The sequence below is a fragment of the Chryseobacterium sp. KCF3-3 genome (assembly GCF_045865955.1).
Lineage (GTDB): Bacteria > Bacteroidota > Bacteroidia > Flavobacteriales > Weeksellaceae > Chryseobacterium.
This window is the reverse complement of sequence record NZ_AP035792.1, coordinates 1,151,826-1,165,114: the sequence shown is the minus strand read 5'-3', so window position 1 is coordinate 1,165,114 and position 13,289 is coordinate 1,151,826. Positions and strand designations below refer to the sequence as shown.

Sequence of the window (13,289 nt, the reverse complement as noted above, 5' to 3'; positions counted from 1 at the left end):
AAAAAAATGGGTGTCTTATTTTTTTGATTTTTTAACTGAAATGTTAAATTTGGAAAAAATAAATAAAATAATTTAAAATAATTACTATTTCGAAATCGTATTAAATTTTCTTTATCAAAAAAAAGCAAAATGTTTAATTAAGACTCTTGCATTTTAATTAATTTTGCCTTTAATTTACACCCTGTAAAATTTTAAAACAATATAATTTAGTTAAATATGGAAATGAATGTTTCAAAAAATGATGAGCAAGTAGTTGCTAGAAAGGCAGGAGGTTTAAATCCAGCTGTTATTATTCCTATTCTATTTGCTATAGGAGTATGTATTTATTTATTCGTTCTTGGTAGCCCAGGAAACTTTAAGGATGCAGAAAAACTAGGAAGTGGTTCTGTAGCTTTTTCAAGTGTTGAAGGAAAAGACATTCACCCAGAATCGTTTTTAGGTATTATCTACAAAGGAGGGGTTATCGTACCAATCTTGATTACTTTCATGATTACTGTAATCGTTTTCTCTTTTGAAAGATATTTCGTTCTTGGTAAAGCTGCTGGAAAAGGAAACTTAGACAACTTCGTTGTTCAAGTAAGAAGCTTACTAAACCAAAACAAAATTGACGAAGCTATCGAAGAGTGTGACAGACAACAAGGATCTGTTGGTAACGTAGTAAAAGAAGGTCTTACTACTTACAAAGCACTTTCTCACGATACTACATTAAATAAAGAGCAGAAAATGGTAGCTCTTAACAAAGCTATCGAAGAAGCTACTACTCTTGAGATGCCAATGCTTGAGAAAAACATGATGATCCTTTCTACTCTAGGTACAGTTGCAACCCTAATTGCACTACTTGGAACAGTAATCGGGATGATCAAGGCGTTCTTTGCATTAGGTTCAGGAGGTGGTACTCCAGATGCTGCTGCTCTATCTACAGGTATCTCTGAAGCCTTGATTAACACGGCATTAGGTATTGGTACTTCAGCAATCGCTATTATCCTTTATAACTTCTTTACATCTAAAATTGATGGATTAACTTACAAGATCGATGAGATCTCTATGAGTATCCAACAATCTTTCGCTGAATTCAACTAAGAATTAGCAAGATATTTGCATTAGCAATTAAAAGAAGTTTAATTAAAAATATTTTATAATAATGGCGAGAGTCAAACCTAAAAGACATGGAGTCGTAACGGACATGACCGCAATGTGTGACGTTGCGTTCCTACTTCTTACGTTCTTTATCTTGACCACTCAGTTTAAAAAACCTGACGTGGAGCAGATCAAACCGCCATCTTCAATTTCGGAAAAATTGCTTCCTGATGCTAGTTTAATGACTATCAATGCTACTCCGGACGGAAAATTCTATTTCCAGCCAGTAGAAAATGCATCAGAAAGAATTGCTCTTTTGGATAAAATGGGACAAAAGTATGGTATTACTTTTGACAACAACCAAAAAGCTGCTTTCCAGAAAGTTCAGGCAATTGGAGTTCCAATGAACCAGCTTAAAGGTTACTTGGATATGCCTGCAGATGAGCAGAAAAATTATAGAAGTCCATCAGGAATTCCTATGGACAGTACAAATAAGCAATTAATTGATTGGGTAAAAGAAAGTTTGAGCGTTAACCCTGACTATAAGTTAGCGATTAAAGGTGACGTTACAACACAATACCCTAAAGTGAAAAGTTTATTTGAAGGTTTAAGAGATATTGATTTTCTTAAATTTTGGTTGATTACATCACAAGAAGGTAAACCTAACGAATAATATCGATAGAAATGGCAGAAGTACAAGTACAAGAAAAAGGCGGCAAGGGCGGCAAGGTCCGTTCCAAGAAGCAAAACACCAGAGTCGATATGACTCCGATGGTGGACTTGGGTTTTCTATTGATTACCTTCTTTATGTTCACAACTACGTTCAGTAAACCGAACGTTATGGATTTGGGTCTTCCGGCTAAACCGAAAGATGAAAAACAAAAACCACCTCCAACAGAAATTAAACTTTCTAACTCAATTTCTATCTTATTAGGAAAAAACAATAGAGTTTTTTGGCACCAGCAGGATGCTACATCCTTAAATGACCAAACTCTTATGGAAACTACTCTTGACAGAGAAGGAATTAGAAAAGTAATTCAGCAGGCAAAATCTAGAGCTGCAGATCAAACGAAATTTACCGTGATCATCAAGCCAACTGACGATGCTATATATAAGAACTTTGTTGATATTCTTGACGAAATGGCAATTACCAAAAGTGAGCAGTACGGGGTTACTGATATCAAACCTTGGGAAAAAGCTATTTATGAGAAGAAAGTAGGAGGTGCTGCTGCACCAGCTGCTACAAAGTAATTTAACCATAAAATTGTATATCTAATCTATGGCAGATGAAAATGTATACGGTCAGAATCTTACTTTAGACGAGATCGTATTTGAAAATAGAAACAAGGAATATGGTGCCTATGATCTTAGACATCAGTATCCGAGACTTTTAACAAAGTCTTTTATTATCGGAACAGCATTATTCCTTTTGGCGGCTTTGTCTCCGTTCATCTATCTTACGATTAAAAATCTTACAGCTCCGCCTAAGCAAGAAGTTAAGGCAGATCTAGTAGATATTATCGAGGAAGAACCGATTATCGAGCAGCCTAAAGAAGAAGAACCACCACCACCTCCGCCTCCAAAAGAGGAAGAGAAAATTGAAGTAATTCAGAACGTGGTTCCAGAGCCTGTAAAAGCTCCGAAAATTGAAACTCCACCACCACCAATTTCTAAGCAGTTGGAAACTACAACTGGTTTGAATAATCAGGAAGGGGTAAAAGCTCCGGCTTATACACCACCACCGCCACCACCATCTACAGGTACTAAAGCTAGTACAGTAGAAGTGAAAGCGAACAACCCTAACGAGATCTATAAAGATGTTGACCAGTCTGCAGAATATCCTGGAGGTATGGGAGCATTAAGAAAGTTCTTGGGAGACAACTTCGATACATCTTTGATGGAAGGAGGTGAAGGAACACTTAAAGCGAAGCTTAAGTTCGTTGTTGAAAAAGACGGAACTGTTTCGAATGTTACTATTGAAGAGAAATCTCCAAATGGCGACTTCAACAGTGAAGCAATGCGTGTAGTTAAGAAACTTAAAAAATGGACTCCTGCGAAAAGAAACGGGGAGAGCGTTAGATCTTACTATAGCGTACCATTTACTATGAACTTTGAATAAGACTTATTTATTCAAAATATAAATAAAAAGAGAGGCTTATGCTTCTCTTTTTATTTTTTTTGGTATTTTTGTTACATGATGTTCAATTGGTTATCCCTGGTTACGGGATTGTTTTATATCGTTTTAGGAATTGTAGTGATTGTCTACAAATTCTTCTTTACTATCTTAGAGCCCGCTGTTGCTTATGCACTAGGGGTGGTGCTTATTATTTATGGTATTTTTAGAATTTACAGGGCGATCTCAAGAATTAAAAAATCGAGAAATGAAGAATAGTTTCAAGCTTGCAGTAATTTTTGTGTTGAGTATGATGCTTGCAAGCTGCAAAAAGGAGAAAAACGCTCCTTCTTATCACAAAGGTAATCTTACAATTTTTACTGACGAATCTTTTCAAAGCGTTACAGAAGCATTAGCTGACGGCTATATGATCAACTATCCTGAGACACACATCAAAGTAGAAACCAAGAAAGAAGATTTAGGACTTCTTGATCTTTTGAAAGGAAGTGCTAAAGTGGTAGTAATGTCCAGAAATCTTAATCCTGAAGAAATAAAAACATATGAGGAAAGAACTGATTTAAAGTTTCTTCCTGCTAAATTTGCTGCAGATGCAGTAGTTTTTGTTGTTCCTAAAGATTCTCCAAAAGAAAGTATTTCAATAGAAGAAATCAACAGCGGTTTGATGTCTGATAAAAAGGAATTTATTTTTGATGGAACGAACTCCAGTAACCTGAATTTTGTTGCTGAGAAATTAAAAAAACAACCCAAAGACCTGAAATTTTCCATTATTCCGGGAAATCAGAAGATTATAGAGGAATTAGGAAAATATCCCGATAAAATAGGCGTTATTGGATTGAATACTTTTAGCCGTCCTTATGATAAAACGTCAGAAAAATTGAGAGAGATGGTGAAGGTTCTTCCTGTGGTAGAAAAAGGAAAATCGTACAATGCAGATTTTGAAGGACTTCGTACAATGGAATATCCGTTTACAAGAGTGCTTTATTTCCTGATTAACGAAGGTAATTTTAATATTGCCAATGGATTTATAAGATTTTCATGTACCCATTTAGGCCAAAAAATTGTTCAGAAAGAAGGGTTGCAACCTTATAATATTTATAAGAGAGAAGTGCAGATGCGTTAAAAAATATTAAATTCACAATTTATCCTCATTAAAAATTTTGATTTGGTCTGAAAATTGTGTACAATAAAACTCAATTATTTGAAAATATAAAATGAAAGATATAATGAATATGAATGTAAAGAAGATTGCTTTTGGAGCAGCCGTGGTATTTTTTACCGGTTTCGCCTCTGCACAGACATTGCAGGATGGTATCAACAGTATTGACAGTGATAAATTTGCTCAGGCAAAAACAAATTTCACTGAAATGATCGCTAAAGAACCCACAGCTGATAACTACTTCTATTTAGGAAATACTTTCTTAAGACAAGGAGAGCCAGATTACGCTAAAGCAACTGAAAATTTCAATAAAGGCTTAGCGGCTGATGGTAAAAGCTATCTTAACAAAATTGGTTTAGCTGCTGTTAAATTAGGTAAAGGTGATAAAAATGCCGTTGCTGAAATTCAGAAAGTAGTTACTGATTCAAGAGAAAAAGATGCTGAAGTTCTTTTCAGAGCTGCAGAAGCTTTAACTCTATTCGAGAAAAACAGTTCACCTGATCTTGCTATTCAGTTTTTGACTAAAGCTATCGAAAAAGCTGAGAAAAAAGGTGTTCCTGCACACTATTATTATACATTAGGGGATGCTTACAGATTAAAGAGAATGCCGGGAGAGGCTATGTCTGCTTATGATAAAGCATTACCTACTGCTAAAAATAAAGCTTCCGTTTATACAAGAATGGCAACTTTATGGATGGCTGCACAACAATGGCAACAAGCTAAGCAAAACATTGATAAAGCTATTGGTGTAGATGCTACTTATGCTCCTGCATATAAGGCATTAGCTGGTTATGATATCAGATACCAACAGAATGCAAAGGCTACACAAGACCTTATCAACTATACCAAGTATGCTGATGAAGATCCGTATACTCAATTAGAAATTGCAAAACTATACTTCACAAACGAAGATTATGTAAACTCTAAAATGGTATTAGATAAGATTTTTGATAAAATTGAAGATCCTATCAAGTTCAAATTAAGAGCTTACAATGCATATGCTGATAAAAACTATGCAGATGCTAAGCAAAACATGGATACTTTCGTTTCTCAGGTTGAAAAAACAAGAGTACAACCTGCTGACCAAGGTTTACAAGGTCTTATTGCAGCAGGTTTAGCAAAAGATGAAAAAGATGCTGCTAAAAAGACAGCTTTAATGACAGAATCTCAGCAGAAAGTTGCTATCGCAAAGGCTGCTAAAGATGAAACAATGAAGTGGGATCTTGAATTGGCTAACATCGCTGGAGGTGGTGGTGTATCTCAGTCAGAAGTTGACAAAGGACCTACTAATCCTGAAATTGAGGCATTGAAACAGAAAGTTGCTGCTAATAACCAGGATTCTGATTCATTATTTAAGCTAGCTACAGCTTACCAGGATGTTAAAAACTGGAATGGAGCTATCCTTACATGGCAAAAAATGTCTGCACTTCTTCCAGATTGGGCACCGGCATATTACAGCCAAGGGTATTCTTACCAGCAGGCAGGAAACAATGATGCAGCAAAAATGGCTTATGAGAAATTCATCAGTACAGTAAAACCAGCTGATCAGGAAGCTAATAAACAGACTCTTGCTTATGCTTATTTTGCCGTAGCATATATGAGCAAAGATTCTGATGCTGCTAAGGCAAAAGATTATGTAGCAAAATCTCTACAGTTGGATCCTACTTATCAGGATGCTGTAAAATTAAATGCAGAGATCAATAAGTAATTTAAAATTTAAATTATAGATATTAAAACTTCCCATTCGTAATGTTTGGGAAGTTTTTATTTTAAACTTATCTTTGATTTTATGAAAACTGATATACTTGCTTTTGGAGCACATCCTGATGATGTAGAATTGGGGTGTGGAGGAACTATCGCTAAAATGGTTTCAGAGGGTAAAAAATGTGTAGTTGTAGATCTTACAAGAGGAGAGCTCGGAACAAGAGGTACAGATGAAACCAGAAAAACTGAAGCAGCGGATGCTGCCAAAATCTTAGGGCTTTCCGCAAGAGAGAATCTTGGAATGAAAGATGGTTTTTTGGTTAACTCCGAAGAATACCAAATGAGGATCGTAAAAATGATTCGCAAATACAGGCCAGAAATCGTCTTAGCGAATGCGATTGATGATAGACATCCAGATCATGCAAAAGGAGCGAAATTAGTATCGGATGCGTGCTTTTTGTCCGGGCTCAGAAAAATTGAAACTGTATTGGATGGAGAATCTCAGGAAGTATGGAGACCAAAGCATGTTTTTCATTATATTCAGTGGAAAGATATCAAACCGGAATTTGTCATTGATATTTCGGAGCATCTTAATACAAAGTTGGAAGCTTGTATGGCATACAAAACTCAGTTTTATGACCCAACGTCTAAAGAACCTGAGACTCCAATTACCACAAAAGACTTTTATGAGAGCTTAACTTACCGCGCTCAGGATTTAGGGCGATTATCGGGAGTTGCTTATGCTGAGGGGTTTACGTCTGAGAGATTAATTTCTTTGAAAAATTTTGATGGAATTGTTTGGTAGTTGAGGAAATTGTCCTATATTTGCACTCAGAAAACGGTGATTGTAGCTCAGTTGGTTAGAGCGTCGGATTGTGGTTCCGAAGGTCGTGGGTTCGAGACCCATCATTCACCCAAAGAAAGTACACTTTTTGAAAGTGTACTTTTTTATTTTGTACCTATTTCAGTACCCACTGAAAGTTTCTTTTTTCTACTTTTTTTTCAAATTTTTTCACGTATTACGTTTATAATCTTGGGCCAACGTATAAAAATGGTATTTGCAAAATAATAAGACAGCTATGAGAAATCTTAAAAAAAATATTCATCATAACATTCAATAGAAGCGGGCATTTAGCCCGTTTTTTTATGCATAGATAGTTTTGGAGCATAAAAAAAGCATCTTTTTCAGATGCTTGTGTTTTTAGATATTCTTTTTTTAAACCTCGTCGTCAGAATCAATGGTGAAAGATCTGCTTTTGAAGTCTTTGTCATGTTTTTCTGAAATTACATCCTCACCCTTTTCATTAATGATGAAATCTGTGGACTCATTAAACATCTCCTGGAAACTCTTAAAATCTTCCTTGTAAAGGTAAATTTTATGCTTCTCGAATGTAGCTTCCCCATTCTCTCCGAAATTCTTCTTACTCTCAGTGATTGTAAGATAATAATCTCCTGCTTTCGTCTCGCGCACATCAAAGAAATAAGTTCTTCTCCCTGCTTTTAACACCTTCGTGAAAATCTCATTTTCATGGCGTTCCTTGTATTCACTCATTGTTAGATATTTTTTAATCTTGTTAAGAACAAATATAAAAGAATTCTTTTAATCACAAAATTTTTTTTATGATTTATTTAACAATTGAGAATGAAATGGCTATGCGGTTACAGAATTGGCAATTTCGGTCAGGTTGATAATCTGATGGGCTTTTTGTGCGCTAGACTCTCTGTGTGTGATAATTATGGAAGTTGCGTTACTGATTTTTTTATCAATATTTTCCAAAATATTCTGCTCCGTTTCAGTGTCTAAAGCGGACAAAGAATCGTCAAAAATAATGATATTAGGGTCCTTAATTAAGGCTCTTGCGATACAAATTCTTTGCTTTTGTCCCCCCGAAAGCATTACTCCGCGTTCACCCACAAGTGTTTTATATTGGTCTTTAAACTCTACAATATTTTTGTGAACATCTGCAATATTGGAATACTCTACTACTTTCTCGTGAGAAGGATGATCAATGGCAAAACCGATATTATTTTCAATAGAATCAGAGAATAAATAACTCTCCTGAGGAATATATCCGATAAAGTTTCTGTAGTTCTCCAGATTATGGTTCTTCAGGTTTTTACCATCAATTAAAATTTCTCCTTCAGTAGGATCTATTAATCGGCATAATAGTAAGGCAATAGTTGATTTTCCACTACCGGTTTTCCCCATAATAGCCAATGATTCCCCGGCTTTTACTTTGAAACTTAGATTGTCCAGAGCTTTGATTCCTGTATTTGGATATACGTAAGAAACATTTCTGAATTCTATATCTCCTGTGATCGGATAGTTTTCAAAATTAGTATTAATAATTTCTGATTTTTTATCCATAAATTCATTGATCCTCTGCATAGATGCTTCAGCTCTCTGGTTGACAGAAGTTACCCATCCTACCATAGAGAAAGGGAAAATCAGGGTGTTGATATACATGAAGAAATCGGCAATCTTACCAATGCTTAATTCTCCTGCAATATATTTTGTTCCTCCAATCCAGATAATGGCAACATTTAATAACCCGATGACAAAAAGAATAATGGTGAAGAAATAAGCTTCTGTTTTAGCAAGATCCAAAGCTTTATTTTGATAATCGGTAACTTTGATTCCGTAGTTTTTTTCAATGTATTTTTCTCTGGCGAAGAATTTTACCACACGGATTCCGGAAAAGCTATCCTGAACAAAAGTTGAGATCGCAGACTGACTTTTCTGCATGATCTTCGACTTTTTGTTGATAATAGAACTTACCTTATAAATAGCAAAAGATAAAATAGGAAGTGGAAGTAAGGTCCACATTGTCATGGAAGCATCCGTTTTTACCATGTAAATAGCGGTAATCAGCACCAATACAATTAAGTTCGCTACATACATCACTCCGGGACCAAGATACATTCTTACGGCAACAACATCCTCACTTAATCTGTTCATTAAGTCTCCGATGGTAGTTTGTTTATAATCCGTTAAAGATAAATCCTGATAATGTCTGTAGATTTTATTTTTAAGCTCGTATTCTATCCTTCTGGATGCGACAATGATGGTTTGTCTCATCATAAAGGTGAAGAATCCGGTTAAGAGAGAACATCCTACAATAATTCCAACATAAATCAGAACCTGATTGTTAAAGCCAAGATTCCCACTTTTTGTAAGTTCATCCACAGATTTTCCTACAAACTGAACCTTATATATATTAAAGAAATTACTGGCAATGATAAATAGTACCCCCCAAAACAACAATATTTTGTGTTTCCAAAAATAGGGGTTTAAGGTTTTAAGCGCTTTCATATAGTTGCACAAAATTACAAAAATGTCATCACACTACGAATTTCATCAATTTTAAATTTTGTATCTTTGCACCCATAAAAAAGCTCTTTGAATGTTAGGAAGACGACAAATCCGTGAAAAAGTAGTACAGACCGTGTATTCTTACTACCAAAATCCTGTAAAATTTGATGTTTTAGAGAAAAACATGTTTGCCGGGATAGAGAAAATCTATTATCTATACATCTATCAGCTCAACTTTTTGGTGGGTTTGAAAGATTTGGCAGAAAATCAGATCGAAATTGGTAAGAATAAATTTCTTAAAACTGATGCTGATATTAATCCTAACCAAAAATTCATCAATAACCAGGTATTGCTTAAGCTGGAAGAAAATCCTGAAAGATTATTTTTTACAGGGCAGCACAAGCAGTTGAAATGGGATATGCATGATGATTTATTGGTAAAAACTTTCCAGAGAATTACTGCCGGGAAACGTTATCAGGATTTTATGAAAGAAGAAGGATATTCTTTTGAAGAAGATCAGAAATTTATAGGTAAATTATTTCTAAGATATATTGCTGAAAATGAAGATTTTCATGATTACTTAGGAGATAAGGAACTTTCATGGTACGATGATATCCATATTGCCAATTCAATGGTACAAAAAACAATCGGTTTCCTGAGAGAAGATGAAGAAAGCAGAACTTTGATCAAAATGATTAAAGATGAAGAAGATAAAACATTCGCTGCAAAATTGTTAAGAGATACCCTGAACAACTGGGAAAACAATGAAAAGAAACTGGAAGAAAGACTGGAAAACTGGGATTTGGAAAGAGTTTCTCTAATGGATAAAGTAATTTTATCTACAGCAATTGCAGAACTTGATAACTTTGCTTTCACACCTTCAAGAGTAATCATTAATGAATATATTGAAATTGCAAAAGTATTTGCTACAGACCGTTCCAATATCTTCATCAATGGTATTTTAGATAAATATTGTAAAGATCAAAATAGAATATAAAATGAAAAAGACGTTATCAATTATCGCCTTGTCAATTATAGGCTTTGGGTTAGTTTCATGTAAAAAAGAAAACAAAGAAACTCAAAGTGCTGAAACTGCAACTACTGATTCTGCAGCTGTTGTGGCTCCGCTAACTACTGATTCTGTAGCAGCACCTGTAACTGGTGAAGCAGCAGCTCCGGTTTCTAACGAACCATCTACTTCTGTAGCTTTATCTGAAAACAGCTTCGATTTTGGAAAAATCAAAAAAGGAGATAAAGTAGAGCACGTATATGAAATTACCAACACAGGTAAGAACCCATTAATCATTTCTGAAGTGAAGCCAGGATGCGGATGTACAGCTCCTGATTTTACAAAAGAGCCTATCATGCCTGGTAAAAAAGGAAAAGTTACTTTGCATTTCGATTCTTCAAGCTTCGACGGAAACGTTCAGAAGTATGCAGACGTTTTTGCTAACGTAGAAAAAGCTCCAATCAGATTAACGTTCACAGCGAACATTCAACCATAATATTTAAAATATGTTGACACTATTTTTACAGGCACAGGGTGGATCTTCACCTATGATGCTGATCATGATGGGGGTAATGTTTGTAGGGTTTTATTTCCTGATGATCAGACCTCAGATGAAAAAACAAAAGCAGGAGAAAAACTTTCAGGAAAACCTTAAAGTGGGAACAAGAGTAGTTCTTACATCAGGTCTTCACGGAAGAATTGCTCAGGTTCAGGATGACGGTTTTGTTATCGAAACATTATCCGGAAAACTGAAATTTGAAAAAGCTGCAGTTTCAAGAGAAATGACAGAATCTCGTTTTGGAGATAAAGCAAAAGCTGCTGAGAAGGCAGATGATAAAAAAGAAACAGCAACTGAAGAAAAGAAATAATTCAGTCTGAAAATATTTAGCTGCGGCGGGTGAACAAAGTTCACCCGCCGCAATTTTTTTATACGGGTTTGAAAAATTGTGTCCATTTGTGAAAAACAATTAGTGAAATTAGTGTTTAATAAAAAATTATCTTTGCTTCATGAATCAAAACACAAACAAAACAGTTCTTATTCTGGGAGCCAATTCAGATGTTGCAAAGCAATGCATAAAACAATATGTGGATAAAGGGTTTTCCGTAATCGCAGCTTCCAGGAATACAACCTCTTTGAATGATTTCATTGATTCAAACAATCTGGACCGTTCCAAAGTTTCTGTTTTGTATTTTGATGCTGCAGATTTTGATTCTCATCAAAAATTTTATTCTGATCTTTCCATCAAACCTCATATTGTGGTTTATGCTGCCGGTTTTTTAGTAGACAATCAAAAGGCACTGACTGATTTCAAAGGAGCGAAACAAATGATGGAAGTTAATTATATGGGTGGAGTTTCTATCCTGAGTATTATTGCAATGGATAAAAGCAATACCAACCTGGAAAGAATAATCGGGCTCTCTTCATTGTCCGGAGTAAGAGGGAGAAAAAGCAATTTTGTCTACGGAAGTACAAAGGCTGCGTTTACCCAGTTTCTGGCAGGATTGAGACAGGAACTAGCTTCCCGAAGAATTATTGTGAATGCTCTGGTTATTGGCTATATCAGAACAAAAATCAACGAAGGACTGGAACTGAATGAATCTCTGATCATGGAGCCGGATTATGTGGCGAAATTTATTGTCAACGCCGGAAATTCCTTTACCATTGTTCCGAATTTTAAATGGAAAATTATCTACCATATTCTTAGACTTTTACCGGAAAGTCTGGCTGCAAAATTGCCTTAAGTGATGTTCATCAACATTATTTTTCTTTGATTGATACCACACTTCGGTATCGTTTTTGTAATTCTATGAGCAAAAATTATTTCTTCCTGCAAGATTCAATTTTCTGAATAATTATTGAGTAAAGCAGAAACAGTCTGTTCTGCAGCCCATCTATTTTAGAGGATCAATATCATTTACTTTCACTCAGGCAGTGTAAGGTAATTTCTTTTTTTAATCCTGCAGAAGATGTCAATACTTTATTGATATAAATAGTAAAACACATAGTATACAATGGACGATTTAAAACTGAACAACATCCAACAGCACTGGGACACCTTAATTTCTTCAGCAATTTCATGGGCACCAAGAATTTTTACTGCAATTATTTCTGCCTTATTGATCTACCTGATCGGATCATGGATGATCAGAATGATTAAAAAACTGGTTGAAAAAGGCTTCAAAAAGAGAAATATGGAAGCTTCTCTGCAGCATTTTCTTTTGAATATTATCAACTGGGGACTGAATATTCTGTTGTTTATCGTTGTTGTAACACAGCTTGGGGTACAGACTTCCGCATTTGTCGCCATGATTGGTGCCGCAGGTTTAGCAGTTGGCTTAGCTTTACAGGGGTCCTTAACGAATTTTGCAGGAGGAATCTTAATTCTACTATTAAAACCATTTAAGATTGGTGATTTTATTTCTACCAATTCAGGGGTTTCAGGGACTGTAGATGCTATTGATATTTTTCATACAAAACTGATCACCCCACAAAACCAACTGATCGTTATTCCTAACGGAGTAGTTTCAAATAACAGTATTACCAATTTTACCCAACTGGGGACAAGAAGAACATCACTGGATATCGGAATTGCCTATGATGCGGATCTTAGACAGACCAAAGATATTTTAATGAATGTCATTAAGAATAATCAATATGCTCTTGCAACGCCTGCTCCACAGGTGGTCGTTACGGAACTTGGAGACAGTGCTGTCAATGTATCCGTAAGAGTAAGTACTTCCACTGAAAATTTCTGGACGATGAACGAAGAACTAATCATCGGTTGTAAAGAAGCTCTCGATAAAGCAGGAATCGGAATTCCTTTTCCACAGAGAGATATTCATGTTTACAATCAATAATTATATTTAATTTTTTTAAGAAGCTCCTGCATTATTG

General features: G+C 35.3%; 15 protein-coding genes and 1 tRNA gene. 14 read left to right on the top strand and 2 right to left on the bottom strand.

What is annotated here, in order from left to right; all coding sequences use genetic code 11:
• Nucleotides 1-216: 216 nt before the first annotated feature.
• The 9 genes from ACKTTZ_RS05215 (at nucleotide 217) to ACKTTZ_RS05175 (ending at nucleotide 6,987) form a co-directional block, all read left to right on the top strand.
• Entirely contained in the window at nucleotides 217-1,080 is an 864-nt protein-coding gene (locus tag ACKTTZ_RS05215) for a MotA/TolQ/ExbB proton channel family protein (RefSeq protein WP_034693032.1), read from the top strand.
• Between the two features lie 61 nt (nucleotides 1,081-1,141).
• Complete coding sequence (locus ACKTTZ_RS05210; protein WP_034693033.1) at nucleotides 1,142-1,750, top strand: biopolymer transporter ExbD; 609 nt, start codon at nucleotides 1,142-1,144, stop codon at nucleotides 1,748-1,750.
• An 11-nt stretch (nucleotides 1,751-1,761) separates the two neighbouring features.
• The gene (locus ACKTTZ_RS05205; RefSeq protein WP_034693034.1) at nucleotides 1,762-2,328 is read left to right on the top strand and encodes a biopolymer transporter ExbD; all 567 of its coding nucleotides are present in this window, start codon (nucleotides 1,762-1,764) and stop codon (nucleotides 2,326-2,328) included.
• Nucleotides 2,329-2,356: 28 nt separating this feature from the next.
• Nucleotides 2,357-3,196: an energy transducer TonB gene (locus ACKTTZ_RS05200; RefSeq protein ID WP_034693035.1), complete on the top strand. Its 840-nt coding sequence runs from the start codon at nucleotides 2,357-2,359 to the stop codon at nucleotides 3,194-3,196.
• A gap of 75 nt (nucleotides 3,197-3,271) precedes the next feature.
• Complete coding sequence (locus ACKTTZ_RS05195; protein ID WP_171006307.1) at nucleotides 3,272-3,469, top strand: DUF308 domain-containing protein; 198 nt, start codon at nucleotides 3,272-3,274, stop codon at nucleotides 3,467-3,469.
• The gene (locus ACKTTZ_RS05190; protein ID WP_034693036.1) at nucleotides 3,459-4,331 is read left to right on the top strand and encodes a PstS family phosphate ABC transporter substrate-binding protein; all 873 of its coding nucleotides are present in this window, start codon (nucleotides 3,459-3,461) and stop codon (nucleotides 4,329-4,331) included. The genes ACKTTZ_RS05195 and ACKTTZ_RS05190 overlap by 11 nt, the downstream gene beginning before the upstream one ends.
• 91 nt (nucleotides 4,332-4,422) lie before the next feature.
• Nucleotides 4,423-6,075 carry a tetratricopeptide repeat protein gene (locus ACKTTZ_RS05185; protein ID WP_034693037.1) on the top strand — a complete coding sequence of 551 codons (1,653 nt, stop codon included), beginning with the start codon at nucleotides 4,423-4,425 and terminating at the stop codon, nucleotides 6,073-6,075.
• A gap of 81 nt (nucleotides 6,076-6,156) precedes the next feature.
• Complete coding sequence (gene bshB1 / locus ACKTTZ_RS05180; RefSeq protein ID WP_034693038.1) at nucleotides 6,157-6,876, top strand: bacillithiol biosynthesis deacetylase BshB1; 720 nt, start codon at nucleotides 6,157-6,159, stop codon at nucleotides 6,874-6,876.
• A 35-nt stretch (nucleotides 6,877-6,911) separates the two neighbouring features.
• A tRNA-His gene (locus ACKTTZ_RS05175) sits at nucleotides 6,912-6,987 on the top strand.
• A 300-nt stretch (nucleotides 6,988-7,287) separates the two neighbouring features.
• On the opposite strand, the gene ACKTTZ_RS05170 is transcribed toward ACKTTZ_RS05175, so the two are convergent.
• Entirely contained in the window at nucleotides 7,288-7,623 is a 336-nt protein-coding gene (locus ACKTTZ_RS05170; protein ID WP_027375472.1) for a DUF3276 family protein, read from the bottom strand.
• Between the two features lie 99 nt (nucleotides 7,624-7,722).
• The gene (locus ACKTTZ_RS05165; protein WP_407847670.1) at nucleotides 7,723-9,384 is read right to left on the bottom strand and encodes an ABC transporter ATP-binding protein; all 1,662 of its coding nucleotides are present in this window, start codon (nucleotides 9,382-9,384) and stop codon (nucleotides 7,723-7,725) included.
• Nucleotides 9,385-9,475: 91 nt separating this feature from the next.
• Here ACKTTZ_RS05165 and ACKTTZ_RS05160 point away from each other — a divergent pair, with 91 nt between their 5' ends.
• From ACKTTZ_RS05160 to ACKTTZ_RS05140, 5 genes are all read left to right on the top strand, one after another.
• A complete protein-coding gene (locus tag ACKTTZ_RS05160) occupies nucleotides 9,476-10,381 on the top strand; it encodes a transcription antitermination protein NusB (RefSeq protein WP_034693040.1) in 906 nt (301 codons plus the stop codon).
• A 1-nt stretch (nucleotide 10,382) separates the two neighbouring features.
• Nucleotides 10,383-10,889, top strand: a complete 507-nt coding sequence (locus ACKTTZ_RS05155; RefSeq protein ID WP_034693041.1) for a DUF1573 domain-containing protein — start codon at nucleotides 10,383-10,385, stop codon at nucleotides 10,887-10,889.
• 10 nt (nucleotides 10,890-10,899) lie between these two features.
• Nucleotides 10,900-11,262: a preprotein translocase subunit YajC gene (yajC, locus tag ACKTTZ_RS05150; RefSeq protein WP_034693042.1), complete on the top strand. Its 363-nt coding sequence runs from the start codon at nucleotides 10,900-10,902 to the stop codon at nucleotides 11,260-11,262.
• 139 nt (nucleotides 11,263-11,401) lie between these two features.
• On the top strand, nucleotides 11,402-12,136 hold the full coding sequence (locus ACKTTZ_RS05145; protein WP_034693043.1) for an SDR family NAD(P)-dependent oxidoreductase: 735 nt from the start codon (nucleotides 11,402-11,404) through the stop codon (nucleotides 12,134-12,136).
• Between the two features lie 270 nt (nucleotides 12,137-12,406).
• Nucleotides 12,407-13,252 carry a mechanosensitive ion channel family protein gene (locus tag ACKTTZ_RS05140; RefSeq protein WP_407847666.1) on the top strand — a complete coding sequence of 282 codons (846 nt, stop codon included), beginning with the start codon at nucleotides 12,407-12,409 and terminating at the stop codon, nucleotides 13,250-13,252.
• Nucleotides 13,253-13,289 lie beyond the last annotated feature (37 nt).

Bases quoted from the DNA above. Each gene is read 5' to 3' on its own strand.
- ACKTTZ_RS05195 (WP_171006307.1), top strand. From the start codon at position 3,272: ATGATGTTCAATTGGTTATCCCTGGTTACGGGATTGTTTTATATCGTT.
- ACKTTZ_RS05215 (WP_034693032.1), top strand. From the start codon at position 217: ATGGAAATGAATGTTTCAAAAAATGATGAGCAAGTAGTTGCTAGAAAG.
- ACKTTZ_RS05200 (WP_034693035.1), top strand. From the start codon at position 2,357: ATGGCAGATGAAAATGTATACGGTCAGAATCTTACTTTAGACGAGATC.
- bshB1 (WP_034693038.1), top strand. From the start codon at position 6,157: ATGAAAACTGATATACTTGCTTTTGGAGCACATCCTGATGATGTAGAA.
- ACKTTZ_RS05210 (WP_034693033.1), top strand. From the start codon at position 1,142: ATGGCGAGAGTCAAACCTAAAAGACATGGAGTCGTAACGGACATGACC.
- ACKTTZ_RS05165 (WP_407847670.1), bottom strand. From the start codon at position 9,384: ATGAAAGCGCTTAAAACCTTAAACCCCTATTTTTGGAAACACAAAATA.
- ACKTTZ_RS05160 (WP_034693040.1), top strand. From the start codon at position 9,476: ATGTTAGGAAGACGACAAATCCGTGAAAAAGTAGTACAGACCGTGTAT.
- ACKTTZ_RS05170 (WP_027375472.1), bottom strand. From the start codon at position 7,623: ATGAGTGAATACAAGGAACGCCATGAAAATGAGATTTTCACGAAGGTG.
- ACKTTZ_RS05140 (WP_407847666.1), top strand. From the start codon at position 12,407: ATGGACGATTTAAAACTGAACAACATCCAACAGCACTGGGACACCTTA.
- ACKTTZ_RS05205 (WP_034693034.1), top strand. From the start codon at position 1,762: ATGGCAGAAGTACAAGTACAAGAAAAAGGCGGCAAGGGCGGCAAGGTC.
- ACKTTZ_RS05145 (WP_034693043.1), top strand. From the start codon at position 11,402: ATGAATCAAAACACAAACAAAACAGTTCTTATTCTGGGAGCCAATTCA.
- ACKTTZ_RS05185 (WP_034693037.1), top strand. From the start codon at position 4,423: ATGAAAGATATAATGAATATGAATGTAAAGAAGATTGCTTTTGGAGCA.
- ACKTTZ_RS05155 (WP_034693041.1), top strand. From the start codon at position 10,383: ATGAAAAAGACGTTATCAATTATCGCCTTGTCAATTATAGGCTTTGGG.
- ACKTTZ_RS05190 (WP_034693036.1), top strand. From the start codon at position 3,459: ATGAAGAATAGTTTCAAGCTTGCAGTAATTTTTGTGTTGAGTATGATG.
- yajC (WP_034693042.1), top strand. From the start codon at position 10,900: ATGTTGACACTATTTTTACAGGCACAGGGTGGATCTTCACCTATGATG.